This is a genomic window from Nitrobacter sp. TKz-YC02, from assembly GCF_049852135.1.
GTDB classification, from domain to species: Bacteria; Pseudomonadota; Alphaproteobacteria; order Rhizobiales; family Xanthobacteraceae; genus Nitrobacter; species Nitrobacter vulgaris.
Genome location: NZ_CP180728.1, coordinates 2,986,097 through 3,010,031, shown reverse-complemented (window position 1 = coordinate 3,010,031; position 23,935 = coordinate 2,986,097). Strand labels below are relative to the sequence as shown.

The following is a 23,935-nucleotide window of genomic DNA, read 5'->3' as shown; positions in this document are numbered from 1 at the left end:
CACAATCATACCAAACAGTTGATTCACTATCACGAAAACGTAATCACTTTTTGTTCTTCTTTTTTTGACCCGCCTAGTATATGCTGCACCTGCGTTGAACATCCAACGTGGAACATCGCAGCGTAGTCAGCTTTAACACAAGAGACTGCCTGCCAGGCTCGCCGCTATCGGGGGCCTGAACCAAGTGGAGGGCGCAACCATGGCCCGTACTGCTACCCTGCCGGTTCTCAACGGAGAATCGGGACTTTCTCGTTACCTTGCGGAGATCCGCAAGTTTCCGATGCTGGAACCGCACGAGGAGTATATGTTCGCGAAGCGTTTGCGCGAACATGACGACCGCGACGCGGCGCATCATCTCGTGACCAGCCACCTGCGGCTCGTGGCTAAGATTGCCATGGGCTATCGAGGCTACGGCCTGCCGATATCGGAAGTCGTTTCGGAAGGCAACGTCGGCCTGATGCAGGCGGTGAAGCGATTCGAGCCCGAAAAGGGCTTTCGCCTCGCCACATATGCGATGTGGTGGATCAAAGCGTCAATACAAGAGTATATCCTGCGTTCGTGGTCGCTCGTGAAGATGGGCACAACCGCGAACCAGAAGAAACTGTTCTTCAACTTGCGGAAGGCGAAGAGCAAGATCTCCGCACTTGATGAAGGCGATATGCGTCCGGATCAGGTCAAGCTCATCGCCAAGCGTCTTGGCGTCACGGAACAGGACGTCGTCGACATGAACCGCCGCCTTGGTGGCGATGCATCGCTCAACGCTCCGATTCGTGATGATGGCGAGGCTGGCGAATGGCAGGACTGGCTCGTCGATCATTCGCCTACTCAGGAAGCCATCTTGGCTGAACATGAGGAGTTCGATCATCGTCGTCGCGCATTGACCGGCGCAATGGGCGTGCTTAATCCGCGTGAGCGCCGCATCTTCGAGGCCCGACGCCTCGCAGATGAGCCGATGACGCTGGAAGATCTCGCTGCCGAGTTCAATGTGTCGCGTGAGCGCGTAAGGCAGATCGAGGTTCGCGCCTTCGAGAAGGTTCAGTCTGCGGTGAAGACCTCGATCGCACGGCAGGAACAAGCTGCTATGGAAGCCGCCCGCTAAAGCTGGAAGCTTCCGTTTTGAGATGAGGGCTGGCGGCGACGCCGGCCCTTTTTGTTTGTTCGCGGCCTGCTGTTCGTGGCCCGGAAGCCAGCGCTTCAGTCTTCAACGCTGCTTATGCCTTTTGATTCCACAGAATCTGTTGCGACAGCAAATCCGGGGCAATCGGCGGTGCAATGTCTCCGCATGACGCATACCGGTTTTTCCCCTCGTTCTTGGCTGCATAGAGCGCCTGATCGGCGGCGGCGAGCAGACGCTCCGAACAGGCTCCAATCTCCTGTGTCCATTGAGCAAGCCCGATGGAAGCCGCGATGGGAACATCGGCGCCGGCGCATCCGGCGGCGTCTTCGCGACAGGCATTCAGCACGCGCCGCGCAATCTCCGCACCTTCTCCCAGCGTTGTGGCGGGTAACAAGATACAGAATTCGTCACCGCCGGTACGCGCCAGCAGATCTCCGGGCCGCAACTGCATCTGCGTCATCAGCGTGAAATGCCGCAGGCAGGCGTCGCCGGCTGCATGACCGTGGGTATCGTTGATCTGCTTGAAGCCGTCGAGGTCGACCACGAGGATCACGAAAGATTCGCCGCTGCGCTGCGACAGTGCACATGTCTCCTCCAGCCGTCCGAGCAGCTGCCGCCGGTTAGCGACACCGGTGAGATCATCCACAAGCGCAAGGTCGACAACCTCGCTGCGCAGTCGCTCAATCGCCATCAAAATGAACCCGAAGTTCCAGGCCATCGACAGGAACATGAGGCCTAACGTCAAGGCAGCCTGAAGACCGTTGAAGTTGACGAAGGACATTCCGTTGCCAATCTGGAAAAATGCGCAGACCGACCTGATCACGGTGATGCCGATGATAAGTACGCCAACAATTCCCGCGAGCTGGGCTCCCGAATTGATGCGGCCCTCCCTGCGCGACAGCACCATTTTCAACGTCAGGGCGATCGGTATCGCCTGAGCCGCTGAGTAGATGAAAATGCGCATCTGCATGTCGTCGCGCACATATACGAAAAAGGAGAGTCCGGCGACGCTCACACCGACCGTGACAAAGGTTGTTTGCCAAGAGACAGGTTGCTCGTAGAAGCGGCGGATTCCCATCGTGCAGAGGCAGATGGCGAAGATCACCCCGCCGCCACCGATCACCAGGGGCAGGATTGAATCGACGTGATGGCGCAGTACGGGTACTGCGGTAAAAAAAGCGGCGACGAAGGACGCCGCCGCCCAGTATGGCGCAGCCGCTAGCGTCGGATAGCTCCGCATGACGTAGGTCCAGACCAGGCCCAACGCCAGGAAGTTCACGATAAACACCACCCACAGTGTCGGCACGCTCAGCATAGCAATTCCGGAGCCGCGCCGCTCCGCCTTCCCCGGTGTTCCTTGCGACTTTCCGTCTTTTCGATAGCGTGCAACGGTAGCGATTAATGGAAGCTCACCGTGACGAGAAGACTCTTATCCATGGTTTTGAAATAATGAACGCCGGGTGGCTTGTCCCCGGCTCGATGTCTCGCGCGATTCGTTCGCACGCTGAGTAACCCGCTCCTCTGAATTTCCGCCAAATCTGGTAGAGTCCGCCGATCATGGGACGGACGCCTTCTGGGTACCTCCTTAAACTTCCCTCCTTATTAAGTTTGCCTTTCGCGAAATCACCGGACACCCAACCGACTTTCGTCAGGGTAAATCAGCCTGAATTTGTCCGGAGTTTCGACCTGGGAAAGGCGTTCCCGATTCAAAAAGCCCGCCGGTGAAGGGGGTACACCGACGGGCCAGGAGCGGACGAGGGATAGAGGCAATTAGCCCGTCCAGCCAGTTAACTCACGCGGCGTAGCAGGGTTCCTCGTTCAAGCGGTCCGGCGACAAGCGCGCCAGTTACAGCCAAAAAGAGGGTGTCCGCTCGTTCGTGATGAGACTGCAGGTTAGAGCTGCCTCTGAGTTGCAATCGGTACGGACGATTGCCCACTCAGCCGGGGCGTATCACTTCGTCGTTATAGTAGTCGTCGAGTTCTGCACGGCGAGCCGTCCAGTCGAAGAGTTCAGAGCCATGCTTGGGGGCTCCTTTCAGCCGGTTCCCGCTAATGTCGCTGCGATAGCCGTCGAACTCCGAGTCGTATCTGAGCAACTTCCAGGGCACTGGGTAATGGTCGTCGCCCATACCGAGAAATCCGCCGATGCTTAAAACAGCGTAGGCTGGTTGCCCGCTGGACTTGTCGACCATCACGCATTCGATCGAACCAATCTTCTTGTCTTCGGCACCATAGACAGCTTTTCCAGACTGCTTATCGCTCGGGATCAGGTTTTCAGTGTTTCCATCCATAGCCATCAGCTTCTCCTTCGCTCGGTGGGAATAAAAGCGACGGCCACACCGAATGTTCCTCTCCCGTTTAAAACCCTGCCAAGCTGCTGGCTAAACAAGAGAAACAGCAGCGCGACAAAAAAGCGATTTGACAATACTTGGTTTCTGCAGGGTTCCCTTTATTTGGGGATGCATGTAAAGATATATTTGTTATGCATCATTCGTGGGAGCGTTCCACTTTTAAATCTGCTAGAACGGCATGCAGAAGACCTTCTCTGGGGCTAGCATTCTCTGGGGCTAGCATTGGATTTTGCGCAGAATGCGCGACAACGAGATGAGTGCGACGCCCCATATACTGGCTGGTAGCGTGGGATTTAACAGACTTCGGCGGAGTTGGCTCGGGCCAGACTCACAAAAGGAAAGGCACGACGATGGAAAGTATGGGCAAAGGGAGAATCGCCATTATAATTGCGCTGACAGGCATATTGATAGCTACGGGCGTGTGGATGATCTTGATCTTGAATCAGACCTCCGACGTCGAGATAGGAAAACATGGCTGGATCGCGCTTGGCCTTGGCACGTTCTTTTCGATTGTCATCGGATGTGGATTAATGGCCCTGATGTTCATTAGTAGCCGTCACGGGCACGATGAAGCAGCGGATCCTTTTCGGAAACGACCGCCTTCGAATTAAACCGGGCGCATGGACGAGTTCGTGGCTTTAGCGACCTGAGTAACACTGTCTGGTTGGGCTAACCAGTATTGATTACCTGCGGGGGCTTTATCAGCCGCCGACATCTCCGTTCGCAACTCGACGTTGGATCAAGCGCTCGCTTGGTCCTGAAAATCAAGGCCGAGGTCGAGAATGCCGACGCTGTGCGTGAGCCAGCCGATCGAAATGAGATCGACGCCCGTTGAAGCGATCGCTGACGCCGTCGCAGGCGTAATGCGGCCGGAGGCTTCGGTTACGGCGCAACCGCCGACCATCGCAACGGCTTCCCGGAGCGTCTCGGCGGTCATGTTATCGAGCAGTACGGCATCGACGCCGTGATCGAGTGCTTCACGCAATTGATCGAGCGTATCCACTTCCAGCTCGATCTTGACGAGATGGCCGACGCTGTTCTTTGCGCGCTTCAGCGCTTCGGTGACGCTGCCGGCGATGGCAACGTGATTGTCTTTGATGAGAACCGCATCGTCGAGACCGAACCGGTGGTTGCTGCCTCCGCCGACGCGGACCGCGTACTTTTCGATCGCGCGTAATCCCGGCGTCGTCTTGCGCGTGCAGACCACTTTCGTCTTGTGGTCTTGAATCGCGGTGGCAACGGACGCTGTCGCCGTGGCGATTCCGCTCAAACGGCACAGGTAATTCAGTGCGACCCGTTCCGCTGTCAAAATCCCCCGCGCCGGACCCGACAAGGTCGCGATCACCGCACCGGGCTCGACGACCGCACCGTCTTCGTGCTCGATACGCATCTGGATTGCCGGGTCGATGAGTTCGAAGGCGAGCCGAGCAAGATCGAGCCCGGCAACGGTGCCTCGCTGGCGAGCGACAATATGGGTCGTGGCCCGGTGGTCAACTGGTACGATCGCGTCGGTCGTGAGATCGCCAGCGCGGCCGATATCTTCAAGCAAGGCCATACGAACCAGTGGTTCGATCATGATGCGCGGGAGGGCAGGGGGCGACATTGTGTCCTTGCGTACGAGCTAACTAACCAAATCGGGAACGCAGTCTTGTGCAGCGTCGAACGCATCGCAAAGACGCAATGTCGTTCGCGTCGCTCGGATTGCTCGCTCGGGACAGTCGGTGCGCGCATGGGCGCCGCGGGTTTCTTCACGGCGAAGCGCCGAGATCACGATCATCAGGGCGACGATGGCTGGGTCGCCTGCTGCCTGATGGGAGGTGGCGAGCGGTAAGAGCGCGCGCGCGGCTGCACGCAGCTTGTCGCCATCTCGCAAAACTCCGGCGGCGTGGGACAGAATCGGCCGGATCAAGGTCGGATCGCAGCCGGCGCCTGCATCCGTCATTCTGGGGGGACGTCGTTTCGCAGGCGCCATGGCGGCAATATCCTGAGCGACCAGACCGGCGCACACGACTGCCTCCAGAAGCGAGTTGCTCGCGAGCCGGTTTGCCCCATGAAGGCCGGTGCAAGCGGCCTCACCGCAGGCCCAGAGACCTTCAACGGATGTTCTTCCGTGTTTATCGACGGAGATTCCACCCATGTGATAATGCGCGGCGGGACGAACCGGGATCGGCTGTGTCAGGGGATCGATCCCTGCATTGCGACAAAACGAGGTGATCGCCGGGAAACGTCGGGTGAAGTCGATCCCTCGGAGGTTCCGCGCATCGAGAAATACCCGATGTTCTGCGGCCATATGTTGCCAGACGGCGCGCGCGACGACATCGCGCGGCGCAAGCTCCGCGCCCGGCGTATCCGCCATGAAACGATCGCCGTTTTCGTCGATGAGAGTCGCACCTTCGCCGCGCACCGCTTCGCTGATCAGTTTCAGCGGGAAGGAGCCAGTATCGAGCGCCGTCGGATGAAACTGGATAAATTCAAGATCGGCCATGGTGGCGCCGGCGCGCGCCGCGAGCGCTAGTCCTTGCCCGCACGATCCCGCCGGATTGGTTCCGTGCAGAAATAATCCGCCGATGCCTCCGGTCGCGATGACGATGTGACCGGTGGCGTAAGCAACCAGATCACGCTCGGTCTGGCAGACGACTCCTCTCACCGTATTGTCCTCGACGATCAAACGCCGTGCGCTGGTCGCCTCGCATACAGTGATCGAAGGCGTCTCATAGACCTTACGGACCAGTGTACGAATGATGTCGTGGCCGCTCGCATCACCTCCGGCATGGACAATCCGGCGGCGCGAGTGGGCTGCCTCAAGGCCAAGCGCGAGGTTGCCGTCGGTATCGCGATCAAAAACTACGCCGAGCTGCATAAGCCGCTCGATCGCAGCCGGCGCGGCGGCGAGGATCGTCGCAGCAACGCGCTGGTCGCAAAGCCCGTCCCCGGCGGCGAGGGTATCGGCCAGATGCAGCGATGCGTTGTCGTCCGGTCCGATGCTCGCGGCAATGCCGCCTTGTGCGAGGATGCTCGATGTCTCGAGGCCCAACGGCGCGCTGCTTAAAAGCAGCACCGGTCGCGGCGCCAGCGCGAGCGCTGTCATCAGGCCGGCAAGGCCGCCGCCGATAACGACCGCGGCGCCGTTGGTGTCATGCAGCGCGGTCATCCGACAGATAGCATTCGCTCGACAGCGAGGCGTGCGCGCGCAGCGATGCCCGGGTCGATTGTGACCTCGTGCTGCATCGTCTCCAGCGCGTGGCGAATATTACCGAGCGTGATCCTCTTCATATGCGGGCACAGATTGCAGGGACGAATGAATTCCAGGCCAGGATGATCAGCTGCGACATTGTCGCTCATCGAGCATTCCGTCAGGAGCACGACCCGAGGCGGCCGTCGGGTCGCGACATAGGAAGCCATGGCGGCGGTCGATCCGGCGAAATCGGCTTCCGCGACAACCTCCGGCGGGCATTCCGGATGTACCAGCACGACCACGCCGGGGTAATCGTCGCGCAACTGCCGCACCTCGTCGGCGCTGAAGCGCTCGTGCACTTCGCAATGCCCGGTCCAGGCGATGATCTTGACGTGGGTTTCGACAGCGATGTTCTTCGCCAGAAATTCGTCGGGCAGCATGATGACACGTTCGACGCCGAGGGACTCGACAACGGCCTTTGCATTGCCTGACGTGCAGCAGATGTCCGACTCGGCCTTCACCGCGGCCGAGGTGTTCACGTAAGTGACGATCGGAGTATCGGGATAGGTTTTCCGTAGAAGTCGTACGTCTTCGGGTGTAATCGAGTCGGCGAGTGAGCAGCCGGCGCCAGTGTCAGGAATCAAGACCGTTTTTGACGGATTCAGCAGTTTGGCTGTTTCGGCCATGAAGTGCACCCCGGCGAGCACAATCACGTCGGCTTCCACCTCCGTTGCCTTGCGGGCCAGCGCGAGGCTGTCGCCAACGATATCGGCCACGCCGTGGAAGATCTCCGGCGTCTGATAGTTATGCGCAAGCACGACTGCGTTGCGGCGCTTCTTCAGCTCGATGATCGCATCAACGTCCTCGGCGAAAGCGGGCCATTCGATCCGGGGGATCGCGTGCCGCACTTTGGGATAGATTCGGGCCGATGGCCGCAGTTCCAAAACGGACGACATGACTATACTCCACTCGGACGCCTATTATACTGATGTTGAGTATAAGTGTTGTCAAGTCCCCGAGACGGGTAATTTGGTCCCGGCAATCGCACGCTCAGCCAACACGGCGCGGCGGAAACGGAAAAGTTTTGCTGGCCGTCCCCCGGTCTCCTGGCTGGTTTCGCCGGTATCCTCCACCAGCTCCTGCTGCTCGATCAAACGACGAAAATTCGGTTTATGCACAAGTTTTCCCGCCAGAGCTTCAACGCACCGTTGCAATTGCAGCAATGTGAACGTCTCGGGCATTAATTCGAATACGACGGGGCGGTATTTGATCTTGGCGCGAAGTCTGGCGATGCCGGTTGCCAGAATCCGTCGATGGTCGAGGATCATGGGATCACCCGGCACGGACGCGGCCGTCGAAGCGGGCGGTCCATCGCCGCGGAGGGCTTCCGGGATCAGTCGTGCCTCGTACATAAGCTCGTACCTTTGCAGGACGAGTTCCTCGTTCCAGATGTGGTCGTCCAAACCAAACAGCCTCGCCGCTCGCTGCCGGCGATTATTTCGCGCTGTCCGGTCCGGTGCTGCTGCGATCCACGCCGCGAGGCCGGATCGCAGCGTTTTCTCCATCATTGGCGTACCGAGGCGATGGTCCTCCCAAGGGAAATAATCATACCAACTGCGCCAACTCGTCTCATATTGGTTGGACCCGGCTTGCTCGCGGGTGAGGCCGAGATAGCTGATTGAGATGACGCGCTGGTCGGCGGCGCCGGTGCGATCACGATCCGCGAAGGTGTAAAGCTGCTCGACATAGCCTAACGGCAGCCCTGTCTGGCGTTCGACCCAAGCCCGCAATCCCGATTGCAGAGAGCGATGAGCCAGTTCGAACGGACCCGATGGCAACGCATTCTGATCCTGAATTGTCAGAACACGGGGATCTCCGGCAGTCACCGCCACTAGTAGCGCAATGAGGTCTGCCGCAATTGCCTGCGGGGAGGCAGGAGACGCCGAATGCATGGGCACCTTGGATTTGACAAGCGGATCATTCATCGCAAGCGGCCATCATCGAACGTGCTCATGCACTGAGATCTGGTGCGTCCGGTGCGGACATTGAAGAAAGCTCATATGGGCAGTATTTCGCGGAACATTCAACAGGATGTCCCGGCTCGTGAAATGCTGCTCCCTGCATCGGATATCGTGCCCTGCGTCGTGAGCGTTGCGTTGGACCTGATCGCAAGATAGTCATGCGGCCTGGATCACCCTCTCTCTGCCCTACGGCCAGCCATGATTCGTCACATCGTTTTATTCACCGCGAAAGACAAGGGCGATATCGACAAGATAATCGATGGCCTGTCGCCGCTTGCCACAATCCCGCACGCGCGCCGGCTCGAGGTGGCGCGCAACCGAAAGACCGATCAGCTCGGCAACGACATCGACGTCGTGGTTTATGGCGAGTTCGACAGCGAGGCGGAACTCGCAGCCTACAAGGCGCATGATCTCTACCAGGCATCGACGAAGCGGGTGCAGCCGCTTCGGGACATGCGATTTGCAGCCGATTACGATGTGCCGGCCGATTAGCTTGTAGCGGGGCTATCGCCGCTGGCGAGGTTAAGCGCAACACATGACGATGCACGGGATTTATACGAAAGATTTACAGTCGCTCGCGGACAGGGGTCGTCTCCGGACGTTGCGCGGGCGCGCGGGCATCGATCTCGCATCGAACGATTATCTCGGTCTGGCTGAATCTGCGGAATTGCGACAAGCTGCTGTGGATGCGCTGGCGCGAGGAGTGCCTGTCGGGTCGGGTGGATCGCGCCTGCTGCGCGGCAATCATCCTGAACACGAAGCGCTGGAGCGCGAAGCGGCAGTTTTCTTCGGCGCTGAATCAGCGCTCTATTTCGGCGGCGGCTACGTCGCCAACTTCGCCATCTTCTCGACGCTGCCGCAGCGCGGTGATCTCGTCGTGCATGACGAACTGATCCACGCCAGCGTTCATGACGGCGTTCGTCTTGGCCGCGCTGAATCCGTCGGCGTCCGGCATAACGATGCCGATGCGTTTGATGCGGCGATCGTGAAATGGCGCAGGGCCGGCGGCAAGGGGCGGCCCTGGTTGTCGGTCGAAAGCCTCTACAGCATGGACGGTGACAGCCCGAAACTCGCTGAACTGTTCGCGGTCGCCGACCGGCATGAGGCAATGGTCGTGATCGACGAAGCCCACGCGACCGGCGTGCTCGGGCCGCAGGGGCGGGGGTTTGCCGCGCCGTTCGAAGGACGCGACAACGTCATCACGCTGCACACGTGCGGCAAGGCGCTCGGAACGTCGGGCGGCTTCATTCTTGCGCCGAAGATCATCCGCGACTTCCTGATTAATCGCGCACGGCCGTTCATCTATGCCACCGCGCCTTCGCCTCTTACCGCCGCGGTAACGCGCGCAGCGCTCGAACTTTCTCACACCAATTCCGTGCGGCGTGAGCGCTTGGCGCATCTGGTGCAATTTGCCGGCAACGAACTGCGCCGGTGCTGCAATATTGAGCCATCGGGCTCGCAGATTATTCCGGTGATTGTCGGTGCCGATCAGGCGGCGGTGGAGCTGGCGGCCTCGTTGCAGCGCAGAGGCTTCGATATACGGGCGATCCGCCCGCCGACGGTTCCTGAAGGCACGGCGCGATTGCGCATCGCGTTGACGCTCCATGTCAACGAGACAATCGTCGCGGACTTGTTCGCGGCTTTGGCAGAAGACATGCGGTTAGCTGCGTGAGCGCGCGGATCGTCGTCAGCGGGACCGATACCGGCGTCGGAAAAACGGTTTTCTCGGCTGCGCTTGCCGGGGCTCTCGACGGGTATTACTGGAAGCCGATCCAGTCGGGACTGGACGAGGAAACCGACTCGCAAACCGTGCTGCGTCTGTCGGGACTCGCGCCCGAGCGCGTATTACCGGAGGCCTATCGGTTGCGGACGCCGGCGTCTCCGCATTTCGCCGCCGAGCTAGACGGAGTAACCATCGAGCACCGGACGCTGGAGGTGCCGAACGCGGATCGTCCCCTGGTGATTGAAGGAGCAGGCGGTTTGCTGGTTCCGCTGACGCGCGATGTCACTTATCTCGATCTCATGGCGAGGTGGCGCCTGCCGGTGGTGCTCTGCGCCCGAACGACTCTTGGCACCATCAATCACAGCCTGTTGTCGATCGAAGCGCTGCGCGCGCGCGACGTTACGATACTCGGCGTTAGCTTCATCGGAGACGAGAACGCCGAAACCGAACGGATCATCATCGATATGGGAAAGGTGAAACGTCTGGGCCGGTTGGGTTATGTGACGCCATTGACCCGCGCTACCTTGCGTAAGACTTTTGCCGACGGCTTTGATATCGGCGATTTCGCCAAAGAGCGGGTACGATGAATCCGGCATCTCCCGTCTGGCACCCATTCACCCAGCACGCGTTGCAGTCGGAGGCGATACGGATCGCTAGGGGCGAGGGCGCCTGGCTTGAAACCGTCGACGGCCGCCGCATCTTCGATGCGATATCCTCCTGGTGGGTGGTGACGCACGGTCATCGTCATCCGCATATCGTGCAGGCGATTAAGGATCAGACCGACCGTCTCGATCAGGTGATCTTTGCCGGATTCACCCACGAACCGGCCGAAAGGCTCGCGCGGCAGCTTGTTGCGATCACGCCGCGCGGACTCGACTACGTTTTCTTTTCCGATAGCGGCTCAACGTCGGTGGAAGTTGCGCTGAAAATGGCGCTCGGTTTCTGGCGGAACCGGGGTGAGCAGCGCAGTCGTATTCTGGCCCTCGAAGGAGCCTATCACGGCGACACCATCGGCGGCATGTCGGTGGGTGAACGAGGGGTTTTCAACGCGCCGTACGATCCGCTGCTGTTTGATGTGGAGCGGATCCCCTTTCCCTCCGAGGGTCGTGAGCAGGCCACGCTGGATGCGATCACGATGGCGTGCCGGAACACCGGCGCCGCGGCGCTGATTGTGGAGCCTCTGATCCTTGGTGCCGGTGGTATGCTGATCTATCCGGCCTCGGTTCTGGCGGAGATGAAGCGGATCTGCGAGGCTCACGGCGTTCTGTTCATTGCCGACGAAGTCATGACGGGGTGGGGTCGCACCGGAACGCTCTTCGCCTGCGAGCAGGCCAACGTGACGCCCGATATCGCCTGTTACTCCAAGGGCCTGACCGGCGGTTCTCTACCGTTGGCGGCGACACTGTGCCGCGCGGATATCTTCGATGCTCACTATTCAACGGATCGCGGCAAGACTTTTTTTCACTCCAGCTCCTACACGGCGAATCCGATCGCCTGTGCGGCCGCTTGCGCGAATCTGGAGATTTGGCAACGCGAACCCGTGATGGAGCGCATCGCTGCCGTGGCGCGCGCGCAAACCAGCGGTCTTGACCGCTTTCGCGAGGATCGGCGTTTTATCAACGTCCGTCAGATCGGAACCATCGCAGCGCTGGATGTCGTCGCGGATGACGCTGGCTATCTAGCCGGCATCGGGCCGCGCCTTTACGGCAGCTTTCTTAGCCGTGGGCTGCTGGTCCGGCCGCTGGGCAACACGATCTATCTCATGCCGCCTTACTGCAGCACGCCGCACGAACTCGACAGCGTTTTTAATGCGATCGGCGAGATTGCTGACGCGACCGGATGATCAGGCGACATCGTTAGAGCGTTTTACAGCTTCGCTTCTTATTCAATCAGAAGCGAAAATTCTCTAAGAGCCGAGCGCGGCGATCAGCCGGGCCGCGTGATCCTGGAGCACCTTGACGTCCTCCTGCTGGCTCAGGGGCGGCAGAAGCGCCACTCCCGATTTCATCGGTATGACGTGCATATGCAGGTGAAACACCACCTGTCCGCTGACGGCTTCGCTGAACTGCTGGATGATGGTGCCTTCGGCGTCGAAGGCCTTCACGGCCGCCACCGCGATCGTCTTGCTGCTTCGCGCGACTTCCGCCAGATCATCCGCTGAAATGTCGAAGATCCCGCGGGCAGGGGCCTTCGGGATCACCAGCGTGTGGCCCGGCGTGCGCGGCATGATGTCAAGGAACGCGAATGTATGCGCATTCTCGTAAACCTTGAAGCACGGCAGCTCGCCGCGAAGAATCTTCGCGAAAATATTCTGGTCGTCGTAGGCTGGCACTAATCTCATTCGGTCTATCCCGGCTTGTTCAAGCTGCTTTTAGCCGCATTCTGCTCGGCAAATGCCGGCGCAACCGCTACCCTCGGATTTCGCCGCGCTGGCCCTATTCCCGATTGCGCGGCCGATCCATCAGCTTTGTTAGGCCAAGCCGTCTGATCCGCTCGCGCGTAAGTTGATCCCGTGCGCCTTCCTTGATCAGCAAGTCGATCAACTCCAGCCGCTTTGATTCATCCGTCGCCTCGGCGAGAAGGTCTCGATAGCGCTTGTAGTCGTATCCATCGTCCGATTCATCCATGGGAGGCCTTGTCGTCTCCTCTTGCCCGTGAGCCCATACTAACGCGGAGGCTTGCGATCACGCCACGCACGGTTTTGCCCGATCGACGCGCTTGCACGCGGTGAGCGTTCCCTCGCACCACGCAGTCAATTGCAGGGATGCGAGCGGCCGTCCTGCCCTTGGTATGGGGCGGCGCTCTGTTTGCAGCGCACGCTGACCGGTCCGTCGTAATAGGCGAAGGGTTGGTCCGGCGTGACGGCAGGCCCGTAGTTGTGGAGGTAGATATTGGTCTCGGCCGGATGGGTGTGGTGGTGGTGCTTGTGGTGACGATGCCCTGCCCCTGCGGACGTTGAGATGGCCAGTGAAACCACGACGGCTGCCAAAACCCTCGCCGGCAGAATATTGAAGAGAATCATCGGACCTATCTCCTGTGCTGCGGATAGAACGTCGAATCCTGCGTACAGCTTATTGGAGATATCTGTAAAAGCAGAAATGAGAAACTGTTGTGGGCTGGTTCCATGTTCGGGCCGGCCTCAGCCGCTGTCAATGCCCCAGGGGTTGAGGCAGAGGAACTCTGGGCGGACTGGGGGGGACTCATCGCGCGCGACGGACGGGGCGGCTCGAACTGGGTCTCCCGAGGGCGGTCCGGCAGGTATTGGCCGCATTCTTGAATATTGGCGGGGCGTGCGAGCGCGGGACAACGCCGCCGGATAGTGGTATTCGACCTGCAATACGACAAATCCCCGGAAAGGACGCTCCCAGATGACGCTGCACACAGGACGACATATTCTTCAGATTCCAGGCCCAACCAATGTGCCTGACCGCGTGCAGCGCGCCATCGATATGCCCGTCCTGGATCATCGCGGTCCGGAATTCGCAGTGTTGGGCCATGAGGTGCTGGCCGACGCCAAGCGGATTTTCCGCACCAAGCAGCCGGTCATCATCTATCCGTCGTCGGGCACGGGCGCCTGGGAAGCCGCGATCGTCAACACATTGTCGCCGGGCGATAAAGTGCTGATGGCGGAGACCGGCCAGTTCGCGACGCTATGGCTTACCATGGCCAACAAGTTCAAGCTCGATGTCGATGTGCTGCCGACCGACTGGAGGCGCGGCGCCCCCCTGGACTTGATCGAGGAGCGGCTCAAGGCCGATCGGGAGCACAAGATCAAGGCCGTGATGATCGTGCACAATGAGACGTCCACGAGCTGCGTCACCCATCCCCTTGAGGTTCGCAAAATCCTCGACCGCGCCAAACATCCGGCGCTGCTGCTGGTCGATACCATCTCCGGCCTCGGCGCGCTGGAATATGAGCACGATGCCTGGGGTATCGACGTGTCGATCGCAGGTTCCCAAAAGGGCATGATGTTGCCGCCCGGTCTCGGTTTCAATGCGGTGTCTGAAAAGGCGCTGGCCGCCTCAAAGTCCAACACGTCGCCGCGCGCTTATTGGGACTGGCATCCGGTGATAGCCAACAACGTGCAGGGCTCGTTTCCCTACACGCCGGCCACCAATCTCCTTTACGGTCTGAAGGTCGCGATCGCCATGATGGAGGAGGAGGGTCTGGAGAATGTATGGGCTCGCCACAAGCGTCACGGCGCTGCGACGAGGGCTGCCGTGAAGGCGTGGGGGCTGGACCTCGTCTGCCAGGATCCGCACGCCTATTCGCCGGCGCTGACAGCCGTCATGATGCCTGACGGACACGACGCCGACGAGTTCCGCAAGGTGGTGCTCGACAATTTCGACATGTCGCTCGGCGCCGGCCTCAACAAGATCAAGGGCAAGGCTTTCCGCATTGGTCATCTCGGCCATCAGAACGACCTGATGTTGATGGGAGCCCTGGCAGGCATCGAGATGAGCCTAGACATCGCCAAGGTGCCGTATCGCGCGGGCGGCGTCGCTGCGGCGATGGAGGTGCTCAAAGGGCGCGAGGCTTCGCCGATGTTGAGAGCTGTCGTGGCTTGATTAGAACCACTTCGATCGTCGGGGCTCGCTACAATGCGGCGCTCCGACGATCTTTGAGGGAAACAGCATAAACGAAAGAGCGGGCACGTAGTCGCCCTCACGTCCGTCAACGGAGATCGTCTCTCCGCTCTCAAAGGCGGTATCGCTCCCCCGACTGTTCACCCCCTCCGTATCCTCCTCCTGAGCGAAGCCGAGATGTCCAAGGCTGACATTTGGCGGAGGAATGCATGGTCTTTTTTAGGCGGCCGCACAAACCATCCTGTCGGCAAATCCACAAACCAGTTTTGATTTCACTCATGAAAATTGGCTTCGCTCTGCTGAATTAAAGATGTTGCATTGCTCGTTTACGCCTTGAAAAGGCGCGCTTTTCGTATCTTTCGATCTTCCTCAATTCCGCGTTCAGCCGAATGCTGTCGTCAAGCGTTCGATCGCTTTTGAAAAAGCGATCGAATATTGCAGCCTTAACTTTCCTCACTTGCAGAAGGGTCAACTGCGCGTGGGCGGCTTCAACGCTGGCGAACGTGGGATCGTCCTGGTTCGTTTCCTTCGAAAGAAGGCGCGCGAATTCCTCGATCTCGTGTCTGAATGCTGAGTCGGTGCGCGCCAATCCGTGCTGAAGTGCATTCTTCGCTGCCCGTGTTTTGCCGGCTTGAGAAATTGGTCCGGTACTTCTTTGGGCATTTTTTCGGTTAGCGGCGATCTGTCGGGCCGAGGCCATGGTAAGTTACTCCGCTGCCTCTTTGAATGCGCCCAATTCACCCTCAATCAGGTAGGCTGTTGATTTTTTCAACTGTCGTGCAGATTTCTCGTTACGACGTTCGATTTCCCGAAGCGCCATCAATCTTCGGATTTCGTAGGACGCAATTCGCTGTTCCACCGCGTCGATCTCTGTTGCGCCTTCGAGGTAGGCTTGGGCCAATATGTTGGAAGGTGAGTAGCCTCGCGCGTTCAAGTTTGCGTCGATTTTCTTCCGGGCGACCGGGTCGCTTAGCCAACTCTGTGCCTCGCTGTCGGCGCCAAAAATGCGAAAAATTGCGGTTGAGATTCCAGGTGGCTGATCAGACGGGCTACGTGTTTCCTTCAATAGGCGAAGAACAATTCTCTTTTGGAAGAGTTTGATCATGTCAGCCAAAATCAAACGTTCGCGACGGATTTGCCAAGACAAATCCACAAAATCTTTCAGATAAAGCTTGTTGATCACATCAGGCTGAGACGTCGTGCTGACGATAGCCTGATAGAATGCGTCGTAGTCTTCCTGCCTCTCGTCCCCGACCAGCGGGGCGTCGCCCAGAAGTCGGGTAAGATCTGAGCGCAGCCGCCGCGATGATTTAACAATCGATCTGGGCATCCGCTTCTCCAACGATCACGATGCACCGATCCCGAATCAATACTAGTTTATTGGTCCGGCTCGCCACAGTTCGCAGTTCTCGATTTCTCCACAGACAAATTTGGAGTTTTCCATTCTGACCGCTTGGTTGGCTGATAGAAATTTATCGATCGGGGGATCTCATGCAGCTGATGAACATTAGTGAAGCGATCGCATGCCTAGACGCCTATATTGCTGCCATCTCCGTGCTCAGTCAAAGTTGTGAAGCGATGAGCAGTTTGGGCGCCAAGGCGGCGGATGCTGTCGAGAAAGCGATCGACGTGTTAAAGGCGAAGATCAAAGAATTGTATGTTTTGTCTATCATAATCCAGGAGGAAGCTACTAGGCAGAGCGAGCAGCTTATGGATTTGGATCTTCGCGGGTTCGTGGATTTGGTGAGGTCCTTCAATCGCGTTGATGCTGTCATCAAACAGGCTACCAGCACAGCAAGCAAATTTGACAGAGTCCGTAACGTGCCGAACACGGGCCTCAAGGAGGCCATTGAAGAATTCCGTAAGAAAAAACTGAAAGGGGAAAATTCTGAATGAAGTCGCAAAGATAGCTCAGAGCGAGTCCGAACCGCTCCCATGAGTGCTAACCTAAGGTCCCTCGGCGACCTCAAGCGATCGATCGAACCGAAGCCCACCACCGAAATCTACGTTCATAGGTCTCTCCGTTAATCGTGACGGTGCCGAGTGTCGTGCGTTCGATCTCGTGGCCTAACTCCACGTCAGCAGGCGCATCTTTCCGGGCACTACTTCCGAGGTGGGCCCCATGGGGGATGTCGCGGAGATGCCACCTGCCACTTCATGACGCGCGGTTGAGGAAGATCGGTAGCCCTCGTTTGCCGGCGTAGAGAGGACGATAGCGTTCGATATCGTATGTGCTAGCCACCTCCAACTTGCGCGGCCCCAGCTTGGCCTCAGGGATCGGCACCAAGTCGTAGCGGCCCTCGACCAGCGCTGACATCAGGCCCGTCCTGCCTTCCAGGACTGCATCAAAAGCCATATTGCCGAAAGTCAAAGCGACGAGTTTATCCACGAAGTCCGGATCGCCCGATCGCAGATCATAGGTCAGGTCAGATACGATCGTCTCTTCGCCGGCGCGCCGCTTGATCTCGTCGGCAAGCGCTTCGGCGACGCTCGCCTTCTTGCGATGACCGTAGGGGTCAGGCTCGCCGTATTCCTGTACTTTGTAGCCCTCCCACTCGGCGCCTTCGCTGAGTACGATCAGCGAGTAGTTGCTTGGGTTGGCTCGCTTCTCCTCGAGGAGCAATTGAATCAGCTTGTCGAGATTGACCTTGTACTCCGGTATGACACACCGGATTGAGGTTGCATACGCGGTAAAGAGCGCCGAAAACCCGGCATCGCGGCCGAACACCCGGAAAATGCCAATGCGCTCGTGCGATCCGACAGTTGTGCGCTGCCTTTGAATGGCATCGCTCGCTCTCGTGATCGCCGTCGAGAAGCCAATGCAGTACTCGGTATTGCGAACGTCGTTGTCCATGGTCTTTGGGATGGCGATGATCTTGACGCCGACTTCGTCGAGCTTGGCCGCATAACTGAGCGTGTCGTCGCCGCCTATGGCGATCAGATGCTCTATGCCAAGTCCTGACAAGTTAGCGAGCACTTGGCCGGTCAGGTCCCAGGTCTTGGTTTCGCTGTCGCCGTTGTTGACGGAAAACGGAAGGTCAGTGCCAACCAGATGGTCGGGCAATTTTTTCATTTTGGACGGATTGGTGCGACTCGAGTGCAGCACGGTGCCGCCGCGCCGGTCGATGGTGCGTGTGTTGTCGCGGCTCAACGGTATGAGATAGCGAGACCTGCTTGTCGGGTCATCGAGGTCCAGATGCGTCAAGGCCTCCCAGCCACGGCGGAGACCCACGACCTCGACGTCGTTCTCACTACTGCGATAAGTCACGGTCTTGATGATTGCATTGAGACCGGGGACGTCGCCGCCGCCGGTGAGAATGCCAATGCGTTTTCTAGCCACGCCCACCTCCCATGGTGTGTCTCATATAACCAGCGCGTAGCGTGCTTTACCCGCCGCTTCCGGCCTGCGCTACGAGAACGCTTTAGCAGCGAATCGGTGTCTCGCAACCACCTCCAGCTCGGAATAGGGCAGCATCACGGCGCCCAGCGCCCCTCAGCGGTTAATGCGCCGTGCCAAACTGGCGGAAAAAGAACCGTCTGCCTCTTCGTTGGGGCCACACATGCTCTGGCTTCATGCGGTAGCCGGGATGAATAATTGTTCTTGTTGGCGCTCTCGTGGTGACGAGTGTGAACCAGTTATTGGCCGGATTTTCGAACGTGAAATCGTTGATGCATTTTTTAGCTCCGACCAGAACGTCCTACGTGATGCCTACAGCATCTCGCGTTGACGGCTCGGACAACGTCTCATACGCGTGCCCGGGTTTCCTGATGGTGAAATCGCTTGGGCGGTATGCTCGGTCGCGCCCGAAGAGAAAGCCAGGCTGAGGCGGGTTAGGTTTACGTTGGTTGAGCGTCCAGCTTCTGTTTGAGTTCATCGATCAATTCTTGATCGTCGGTCTGGACGCGAAGATATCCGTTCCAAGTTATTGGACCGTATTTAGTGTGTTCGTTCGCGATCTGATTTTTCAACGACGGGAATAACTCCCTATGGCGAGGCGGAATGAGAAGATTCATGTCGTATCTCCACGTATGAGAATGGTTCCTGATGTAGACAACTGAGATTGTTCTGCCCACTTCACGGGGCTGCGCAAACGGACGCCTCCAAGGAATTCTTTCGGGGACCGAACCTGGTCAGTTGGCGACCGCGATCCGCTTGTCAAAGCCATTCGGAAGTTCAATGTCAACTTCGAGGGTAGACACGGTTTCCCCTCTGTCCATTCGGACAACCACCTTTTCGGGGTTCAGCACGACGTGTCGCGAAACTACGGCGAGAATCTCATCTCGCAAGACTCCAAGTAAATCAGGCTGGCTGCGTAACCCACGCTCGTGCGCCAGTAGAATTTGTAGCCTTTCCCGAGCAACCGGCGCCGAACCGGTGCGGCGGCGAATGAACTGCAGAAGGTTCAGGCTCATGCTGCCCTCCGTCCAAGTAGCCGGTCCATAAAGCGTCTGCGTTGCTCAGTCGGCACCATCATAGCGATCGTCTCGCCGTTGAGGCGCCGGGCTGCGTCTGTGTAGGCCCGCGCGGGCATGCTCGCAGCGTCATTCAACGTGACTGGAGAGCCGACGTTCGACGCTCGCAGGACATCCTGGCTTTCAGGAATAATCCCAAGAAGCGGAATCGCGAGGATATCAAGAATGTCGTCGATGCTGAGCATTTCGCCGCGTGCCGCTCGCCCCATGTCATAGCGGGTGATCAAGACGTGCTTCTTCATCTGTTCGCCCGCCTCCGCTTTGACAGTCTTGGAATCAAGCATGCCGATGATGCGGTCGGCATCGCGAACAGACGAGACTTCAGGGTTTGTAATGACAATGGCTTCATCTGCGTAGCGCATCGCCAGGGTTGCACCACGTTCGATGCCGGCGGGACTGTCGCAAATCACCCAATCGAACTTCGTTCGCAAATCGGCTATAATGTCGCGAACGCCGTCGTCCGTCAGGGCATCCTTATCCCTCGTCTGCGACGCAGGAAGTAACCAGAGGCTTTCGAGTCGCTTGTCGCGGATGAGGGCTTGCGAGAGCTTTGCAATACCCTGCGCCACATTGACGAGGTCGAAGACAACACGGCGCTCCGCTCCCATGATAAGATCCAGGTTACGGAGACCGACGTCGAAATCGACGACGACGACTTTCTCTCCCTCCCGCGCAAGCGCTGCACCAAGCGCGGCTGTGGACGTGGTTTTGCCAACGCCCCCCTTGCCTGACGTTACGACCAAGACTTTGGCCATCATGGCCTCCTTTGTATGTTAATTGAGCGGCGTTATTCTTATGATGTCGCCGTCCAGCCACGCTTGCGCGGCTCGACGACGCATCGTTTCACCGATATCTTCTGCTGTCTGGTAGTAGCCGTCGATGGCAACAAGTTCTGCCTCGATCTTCTGGCAATATATCCGCGCGGCCGAATTTCCGTTAATGCCGGCCATCGCCCGTCCTCGGAGCGTCCCGTAAACGTGGATGGAGCCTCCGGCGACGATCTCCGCGCCGGAGCCAACAGAGCCCAGCACAGTGATGTCGCCTTCGGTAAACACGATGCGTTGACCCGATCGAACAGGACACTGGAGCAGCAGCGACGGGGTCGGGGGCGGTGGCGGCTCATCCTTCACATTCTTTGGTTCGACTTGCTCGACCACACAACCACGTCCGCCGCTCAATACGGGCGGCAAGCCTGCATCCAACCCTGTGGGCTCCACGCCTTCGAGACCAAGAACGCGGATGCCGCGGCTTTCAAGGTTTGAAACCAAGTGCGCGATACCGTGCGAGCTCAGATCGACTGCGGAGAGATCGAGTACTATCGGACGTCCGGCGAAGAAGCCGGATGAACGGGCCAGGGTCGCGTCGATCTCCCCAAGCCAGTCCACGATCGGCATGAACGGCGAGAAGACAAACGCGATGTAAGACCGGCCACGGAGCCGCATCACCTGGCGTTGTGGCTCGACTTTTGAGTCCATGAATGACGGCTTTCCGTGCGTAAATGGTTTACCATTGTTTAATTTTTAGATTGAGCACCGTTGGTTAATGACCGGTTAACGAGACATGCTTTCGCTGCGCAATGTTAAGCAACTATCAAATCGAACCAATGAGGACTGGGATCCAGAAAATCATTGGCTTGATGCGCTCAAGCGGCAGGTTATGGAAAATTCGATGCAGTCGATCGTTGCCAGGGCCGTGTTGCGGTGTCTGCCCCTGCGGTAGGCGGAGGTTCCCGCTTTCTGATGATGGAGCTGGCTTTGCTCTGGCTTCCAAGTTCATGCCACGCACGCGGATACGGCCGCTTCGGCGTGGAAAACGTCAAGGAAATGGCAGGTGTGCCGCGAGCGCGTTCTGGGGCTCAGCCAATGTAAGAGTCTGGACTCGTAACCGGTAACTGACATCCGCAGCGAGAAAGAAATTTAAGGTGCAAGGGTCCGAGCGACCCGAAAACCAAGATACCTGAGCCGATAGTCGGAGGTGAACCAATAACGGCTCGCCGAGCGGAGGAAGGCAGGAGCGAGGAGAAAGGACCCGCCGCGCACGACACGATGATAACAATCGCCGCCTTCGATCCAAGCAGAGCCATCCGTCGGAGAGCCGTGGTATGTGTCGTGGTAGCAATCCTCCGTCCACTCCCGCACATTGCCTACCATATCGTAGAGACCGAACCCGTTCGGCGCAAACGACCCGACCGGCGCGGGTTGCTTGGCGTCCCATTGACTGCCACAGGAGTGGCAGTTGGCGTTGTTGGTGCCGACGGTGTCGCCCCAGGGATAGACCGTCTGTGTCCCAGCGCGCATCGCATACTCGTATTCGGACCCTGAGAGCAGCCGATACGACTTGCGGGTCTTCTTCGATAACCACGTGACGTAAGCTTGAGCATCGTCCCAGGAAACATTGATCACCGGGCGGCGGCCACGGCCCCAGCCTTCATCGGAAGGCTTGTAGCCGTTGCAGCCGCCTTCGGCGACACAGGCATCCCATTCGTCGAAGGTCACCTCAGACCGGCCAACCGCAAACGGTCGAGCAATCGTGACCAGATGTTGCGGGCCTTCCTCGGCGGAATGCCCCGGCTCGCTTGTCGGCGACCCCATCTTGAAGCTTCCGGCCGGCACCACCACCATCTCCGGGCAATTCGCACAATCCTTAAACACGTCCTTCGGTTTCAGCGGCTGCTCCTGCATTGACGGTTGCGCCACCTCCTGAGTGGACGCCGGCGTCACAGGGGCGATGATTGCGGCACTAAGCACGCATAGCCTAATTACCGATGTCAGACCTGGCGCCGCGCGCCACCAAGAGCCGATGAGTTCCGGGAGCTCAGTGATGGAGGACATGACATACATCCGTCAGAGGGCACGAGGCTGATTGAGAACAGAGAATAGCAAGGTCATGAGCTTCGGCCGTCTAAAGGCGTCATTCGCCGTGAGCATCGATCGGTCACGCGCCGCTTGCCGTTATGATCTGCCGACCCCCAGTCGATTGTTCAAGGAGCGGTTTTGTATCCCTGAAGCCAACCCGCGAAAACACGATGTAGAATGCGGCGACGTTCATGAGCGCCCAGATCGCAAATCCTAGGGTGTATTCGCCCAGAAGTTGCTTGCTAGTGGCCAGGATCATCGTCATGGCGAAGCCACAGGCCGCGCCGGCGGCCTTGGCCAGCCCGCTGACCGCACCGACATGCACGAAGTACATCGGGATCAGCTTGATGACTGCCGCCGCGGCGGCACCGGACATCAGCGCAAGCCCATACATGGCAAACAGCTGAACGGGCAGCGCGATCTGCAAGGTCATGAGCAGGGCCAGAATGACCATAATCCCGAACAACCATCTCAAGATTCGAAATGGATCCGAACGGTCGGCCAGCCAGCCGCCCAGGGGCCGGGTAGCCGCGACACAGACCACCAATGGCGGAGTATACACCATGGACGCCCGGATGGCATCCACATGCCATTGGTCAAGCAGATAGATCGACATGGCCGACGCGAAGAAGGTGAGGGTGCCAAACGAGACCCAGTAAAGGTACGTCACCAGCCACACCACCGCGCCTGAACGGTACACGGCGAAGATTTCACGCAACGATGTTTTCTTGAGTTTCCTGTTTGGCGGATCGGACGTAAAGAACCAATAGACCAGAGCCATCAAAAATGTAGCACTAGCGAAGATTGGGAATATCAGGCGCCAGCCATCGGGGCCGGTAAAAACACGGGTAATCAGGAAAGTGACGGTCACCATGCCGACGGTGATTCCGACATTGCCCATACCAAAGATACCGAGGGCTGTACCCTGCTTCGATTTGGGGTACCAAGACGATACATGAGCGTTGCCGACGACGAAGCTCGCGCCTCCCAGTCCGAGCAGCGTCCCGACTAGCAAAAAGGTGTAATAGCCCTGGGCAAAGTACCCGAAAAGAAGGGGTAGAGTGAGAGCTAGAAGCAGAAGCGTGAAAACGCGCCGACCGCCGAACTTGTCACTCAAGATACCGAGCGGAATGCTGACCGCCGCCGCGAAAAAAGGCTCCATCGCTGTCAGGACAAGCACCTGGGTCGCGCTGAAATCGTACCACTTGATTAAAAAAGGGGCGAGCGCGGCAAACATTCCCCAAACCGCGAAACCGAGCGCAAATGCCAGGGACGAAATCCACAAAACCCTGGAGTTGCCCGATGGCTGGAGCGTCACATCAGCCGAGATAACCGGATTTTTCACGACATCTCCCGACAAACAGAACGCGCTTGCGCTGGCATCAAGTTCCGTTTCCGACTACGCATTGGACGTCAAGCAACGCTTCCCGACGAGTCACAGGCGGCTTTTAGTCTTATAAGTAAACTAGTTTACATAGTATCTCTTAGCGACCTTCGCGTCTATTAATTTCCGAAGGGCAACAATCGACCTTCACGCCTATTCCACCACACGCAGTCGGCGATTCTCGTCGGTGACATGGAGCCCAAATTCGATTTCAGTCTGCTGTGCAGACCAAAGCGGATCCGCCGTCCGC

General features: G+C 58.5%; 23 protein-coding genes. 7 read left to right on the top strand and 16 right to left on the bottom strand.

Translation table 11 applies throughout. The annotated features are described in order from the left end of the window. Positions 1-199 precede the first annotated feature (199 nt). Positions 200-1,099, top strand: coding sequence for an RNA polymerase sigma factor RpoH (rpoH, locus tag ACM561_RS14445; RefSeq protein WP_079447673.1), 900 nt, complete (start codon positions 200-202; stop codon positions 1,097-1,099). Between the two features lie 112 nt (positions 1,100-1,211). Here the strand turns inward: rpoH and ACM561_RS14440 are convergent, their stop codons facing one another. From ACM561_RS14440 to ACM561_RS14415, 6 genes are all read right to left on the bottom strand, one after another. Continuing rightward, on the bottom strand, positions 1,212-2,432 hold the full coding sequence (locus ACM561_RS14440; protein ID WP_425905894.1) for a GGDEF domain-containing protein: 1,221 nt from the start codon (positions 2,430-2,432) through the stop codon (positions 1,212-1,214). A gap of 622 nt (positions 2,433-3,054) precedes the next feature. Continuing rightward, positions 3,055-3,408: a PRC-barrel domain-containing protein gene (locus ACM561_RS14435; RefSeq protein ID WP_425909762.1), complete on the bottom strand. Its 354-nt coding sequence runs from the start codon at positions 3,406-3,408 to the stop codon at positions 3,055-3,057. Between the two features lie 799 nt (positions 3,409-4,207). Beyond that, positions 4,208-5,071 carry a carboxylating nicotinate-nucleotide diphosphorylase gene (nadC, locus tag ACM561_RS14430; protein ID WP_425905892.1) on the bottom strand — a complete coding sequence of 288 codons (864 nt, stop codon included), beginning with the start codon at positions 5,069-5,071 and terminating at the stop codon, positions 4,208-4,210. Positions 5,072-5,089: 18 nt separating this feature from the next. Continuing rightward, the gene (locus tag ACM561_RS14425) at positions 5,090-6,619 is read right to left on the bottom strand and encodes an L-aspartate oxidase (protein ID WP_425905891.1); all 1,530 of its coding nucleotides are present in this window, start codon (positions 6,617-6,619) and stop codon (positions 5,090-5,092) included. After that, positions 6,616-7,599 (bottom strand): quinolinate synthase NadA, encoded by a 984-nt coding sequence (gene nadA, locus ACM561_RS14420; RefSeq protein ID WP_425905889.1) that lies wholly within the window; start codon positions 7,597-7,599, stop codon positions 6,616-6,618. Before nadA ends, ACM561_RS14425 begins: the two co-directional genes overlap by 4 nt. A 51-nt stretch (positions 7,600-7,650) precedes the next feature. Then, a complete protein-coding gene (locus ACM561_RS14415; protein ID WP_425905887.1) occupies positions 7,651-8,628 on the bottom strand; it encodes an NUDIX hydrolase in 978 nt (325 codons plus the stop codon). 234 nt (positions 8,629-8,862) lie between these two features. On the opposite strand from ACM561_RS14415, the gene ACM561_RS14410 reads away from it, so the two are divergent. From ACM561_RS14410 to ACM561_RS14395, 4 genes are read left to right on the top strand one after another with little or no spacing between them, the layout of a single operon-like run. After that, on the top strand, positions 8,863-9,156 hold the full coding sequence (locus ACM561_RS14410) for a Dabb family protein (protein WP_079447473.1): 294 nt from the start codon (positions 8,863-8,865) through the stop codon (positions 9,154-9,156). Positions 9,157-9,199: 43 nt separating this feature from the next. Further along, positions 9,200-10,336, top strand: coding sequence for an 8-amino-7-oxononanoate synthase (locus tag ACM561_RS14405; RefSeq protein WP_425905885.1), 1,137 nt, complete (start codon positions 9,200-9,202; stop codon positions 10,334-10,336). Further along, positions 10,333-10,974, top strand: coding sequence for a dethiobiotin synthase (gene bioD / locus ACM561_RS14400; RefSeq protein ID WP_425905883.1), 642 nt, complete (start codon positions 10,333-10,335; stop codon positions 10,972-10,974). Before ACM561_RS14405 ends, bioD begins: the two co-directional genes overlap by 4 nt. Next, positions 10,971-12,230 (top strand): adenosylmethionine--8-amino-7-oxononanoate transaminase, encoded by a 1,260-nt coding sequence (locus ACM561_RS14395; protein WP_425905881.1) that lies wholly within the window; start codon positions 10,971-10,973, stop codon positions 12,228-12,230. The genes bioD and ACM561_RS14395 overlap by 4 nt, the downstream gene beginning before the upstream one ends. A gap of 63 nt (positions 12,231-12,293) precedes the next feature. On the opposite strand, the gene ACM561_RS14390 is transcribed toward ACM561_RS14395, so the two are convergent. The 3 genes from ACM561_RS14390 to ACM561_RS14380 form a co-directional block, all read right to left on the bottom strand. After that, positions 12,294-12,728, bottom strand: a complete 435-nt coding sequence (locus ACM561_RS14390; protein ID WP_425905879.1) for an HIT family protein — start codon at positions 12,726-12,728, stop codon at positions 12,294-12,296. Positions 12,729-12,822: 94 nt separating this feature from the next. After that, the gene (locus tag ACM561_RS14385; RefSeq protein ID WP_425905878.1) at positions 12,823-13,014 is read right to left on the bottom strand and encodes a hypothetical protein; all 192 of its coding nucleotides are present in this window, start codon (positions 13,012-13,014) and stop codon (positions 12,823-12,825) included. A gap of 125 nt (positions 13,015-13,139) precedes the next feature. Next, a complete protein-coding gene (locus ACM561_RS14380) occupies positions 13,140-13,409 on the bottom strand; it encodes a hypothetical protein (protein ID WP_425905876.1) in 270 nt (89 codons plus the stop codon). Between the two features lie 346 nt (positions 13,410-13,755). On the opposite strand from ACM561_RS14380, the gene ACM561_RS14375 reads away from it, so the two are divergent. Continuing rightward, a complete protein-coding gene (locus ACM561_RS14375) occupies positions 13,756-14,955 on the top strand; it encodes a pyridoxal-phosphate-dependent aminotransferase family protein (protein ID WP_425905874.1) in 1,200 nt (399 codons plus the stop codon). Positions 14,956-15,679: 724 nt separating this feature from the next. On the opposite strand, the gene ACM561_RS14370 is transcribed toward ACM561_RS14375, so the two are convergent. Further along, positions 15,680-16,303 (bottom strand): hypothetical protein, encoded by a 624-nt coding sequence (locus tag ACM561_RS14370; RefSeq protein WP_425905872.1) that lies wholly within the window; start codon positions 16,301-16,303, stop codon positions 15,680-15,682. Between the two features lie 161 nt (positions 16,304-16,464). On the opposite strand from ACM561_RS14370, the gene ACM561_RS14365 reads away from it, so the two are divergent. Next, positions 16,465-16,869, top strand: coding sequence for a hypothetical protein (locus tag ACM561_RS14365; RefSeq protein ID WP_425905870.1), 405 nt, complete (start codon positions 16,465-16,467; stop codon positions 16,867-16,869). 259 nt (positions 16,870-17,128) lie between these two features. On the opposite strand, the gene ACM561_RS14360 is transcribed toward ACM561_RS14365, so the two are convergent. The 6 genes from ACM561_RS14360 to ACM561_RS14335 form a co-directional block, all read right to left on the bottom strand. Further along, positions 17,129-18,313 carry a 6-phosphofructokinase gene (locus ACM561_RS14360; RefSeq protein ID WP_425905868.1) on the bottom strand — a complete coding sequence of 395 codons (1,185 nt, stop codon included), beginning with the start codon at positions 18,311-18,313 and terminating at the stop codon, positions 17,129-17,131. 791 nt (positions 18,314-19,104) lie between these two features. Then, positions 19,105-19,386, bottom strand: coding sequence for a cell division topological specificity factor MinE (gene minE / locus ACM561_RS14355; RefSeq protein ID WP_425905867.1), 282 nt, complete (start codon positions 19,384-19,386; stop codon positions 19,105-19,107). Next, a complete protein-coding gene (minD, locus tag ACM561_RS14350; protein WP_425905865.1) occupies positions 19,383-20,201 on the bottom strand; it encodes a septum site-determining protein MinD in 819 nt (272 codons plus the stop codon). Before minD ends, minE begins: the two co-directional genes overlap by 4 nt. A gap of 18 nt (positions 20,202-20,219) precedes the next feature. Further along, positions 20,220-20,921 (bottom strand): septum site-determining protein MinC, encoded by a 702-nt coding sequence (gene minC, locus ACM561_RS14345; protein WP_425905864.1) that lies wholly within the window; start codon positions 20,919-20,921, stop codon positions 20,220-20,222. Between the two features lie 441 nt (positions 20,922-21,362). Next, positions 21,363-22,277 carry a formylglycine-generating enzyme family protein gene (locus tag ACM561_RS14340; RefSeq protein WP_425905862.1) on the bottom strand — a complete coding sequence of 305 codons (915 nt, stop codon included), beginning with the start codon at positions 22,275-22,277 and terminating at the stop codon, positions 21,363-21,365. A 103-nt stretch (positions 22,278-22,380) separates the two neighbouring features. Then, positions 22,381-23,646 carry an MFS transporter gene (locus tag ACM561_RS14335; protein WP_425905860.1) on the bottom strand — a complete coding sequence of 422 codons (1,266 nt, stop codon included), beginning with the start codon at positions 23,644-23,646 and terminating at the stop codon, positions 22,381-22,383. Between the last annotated feature and the right edge of the window lie 289 nt (positions 23,647-23,935).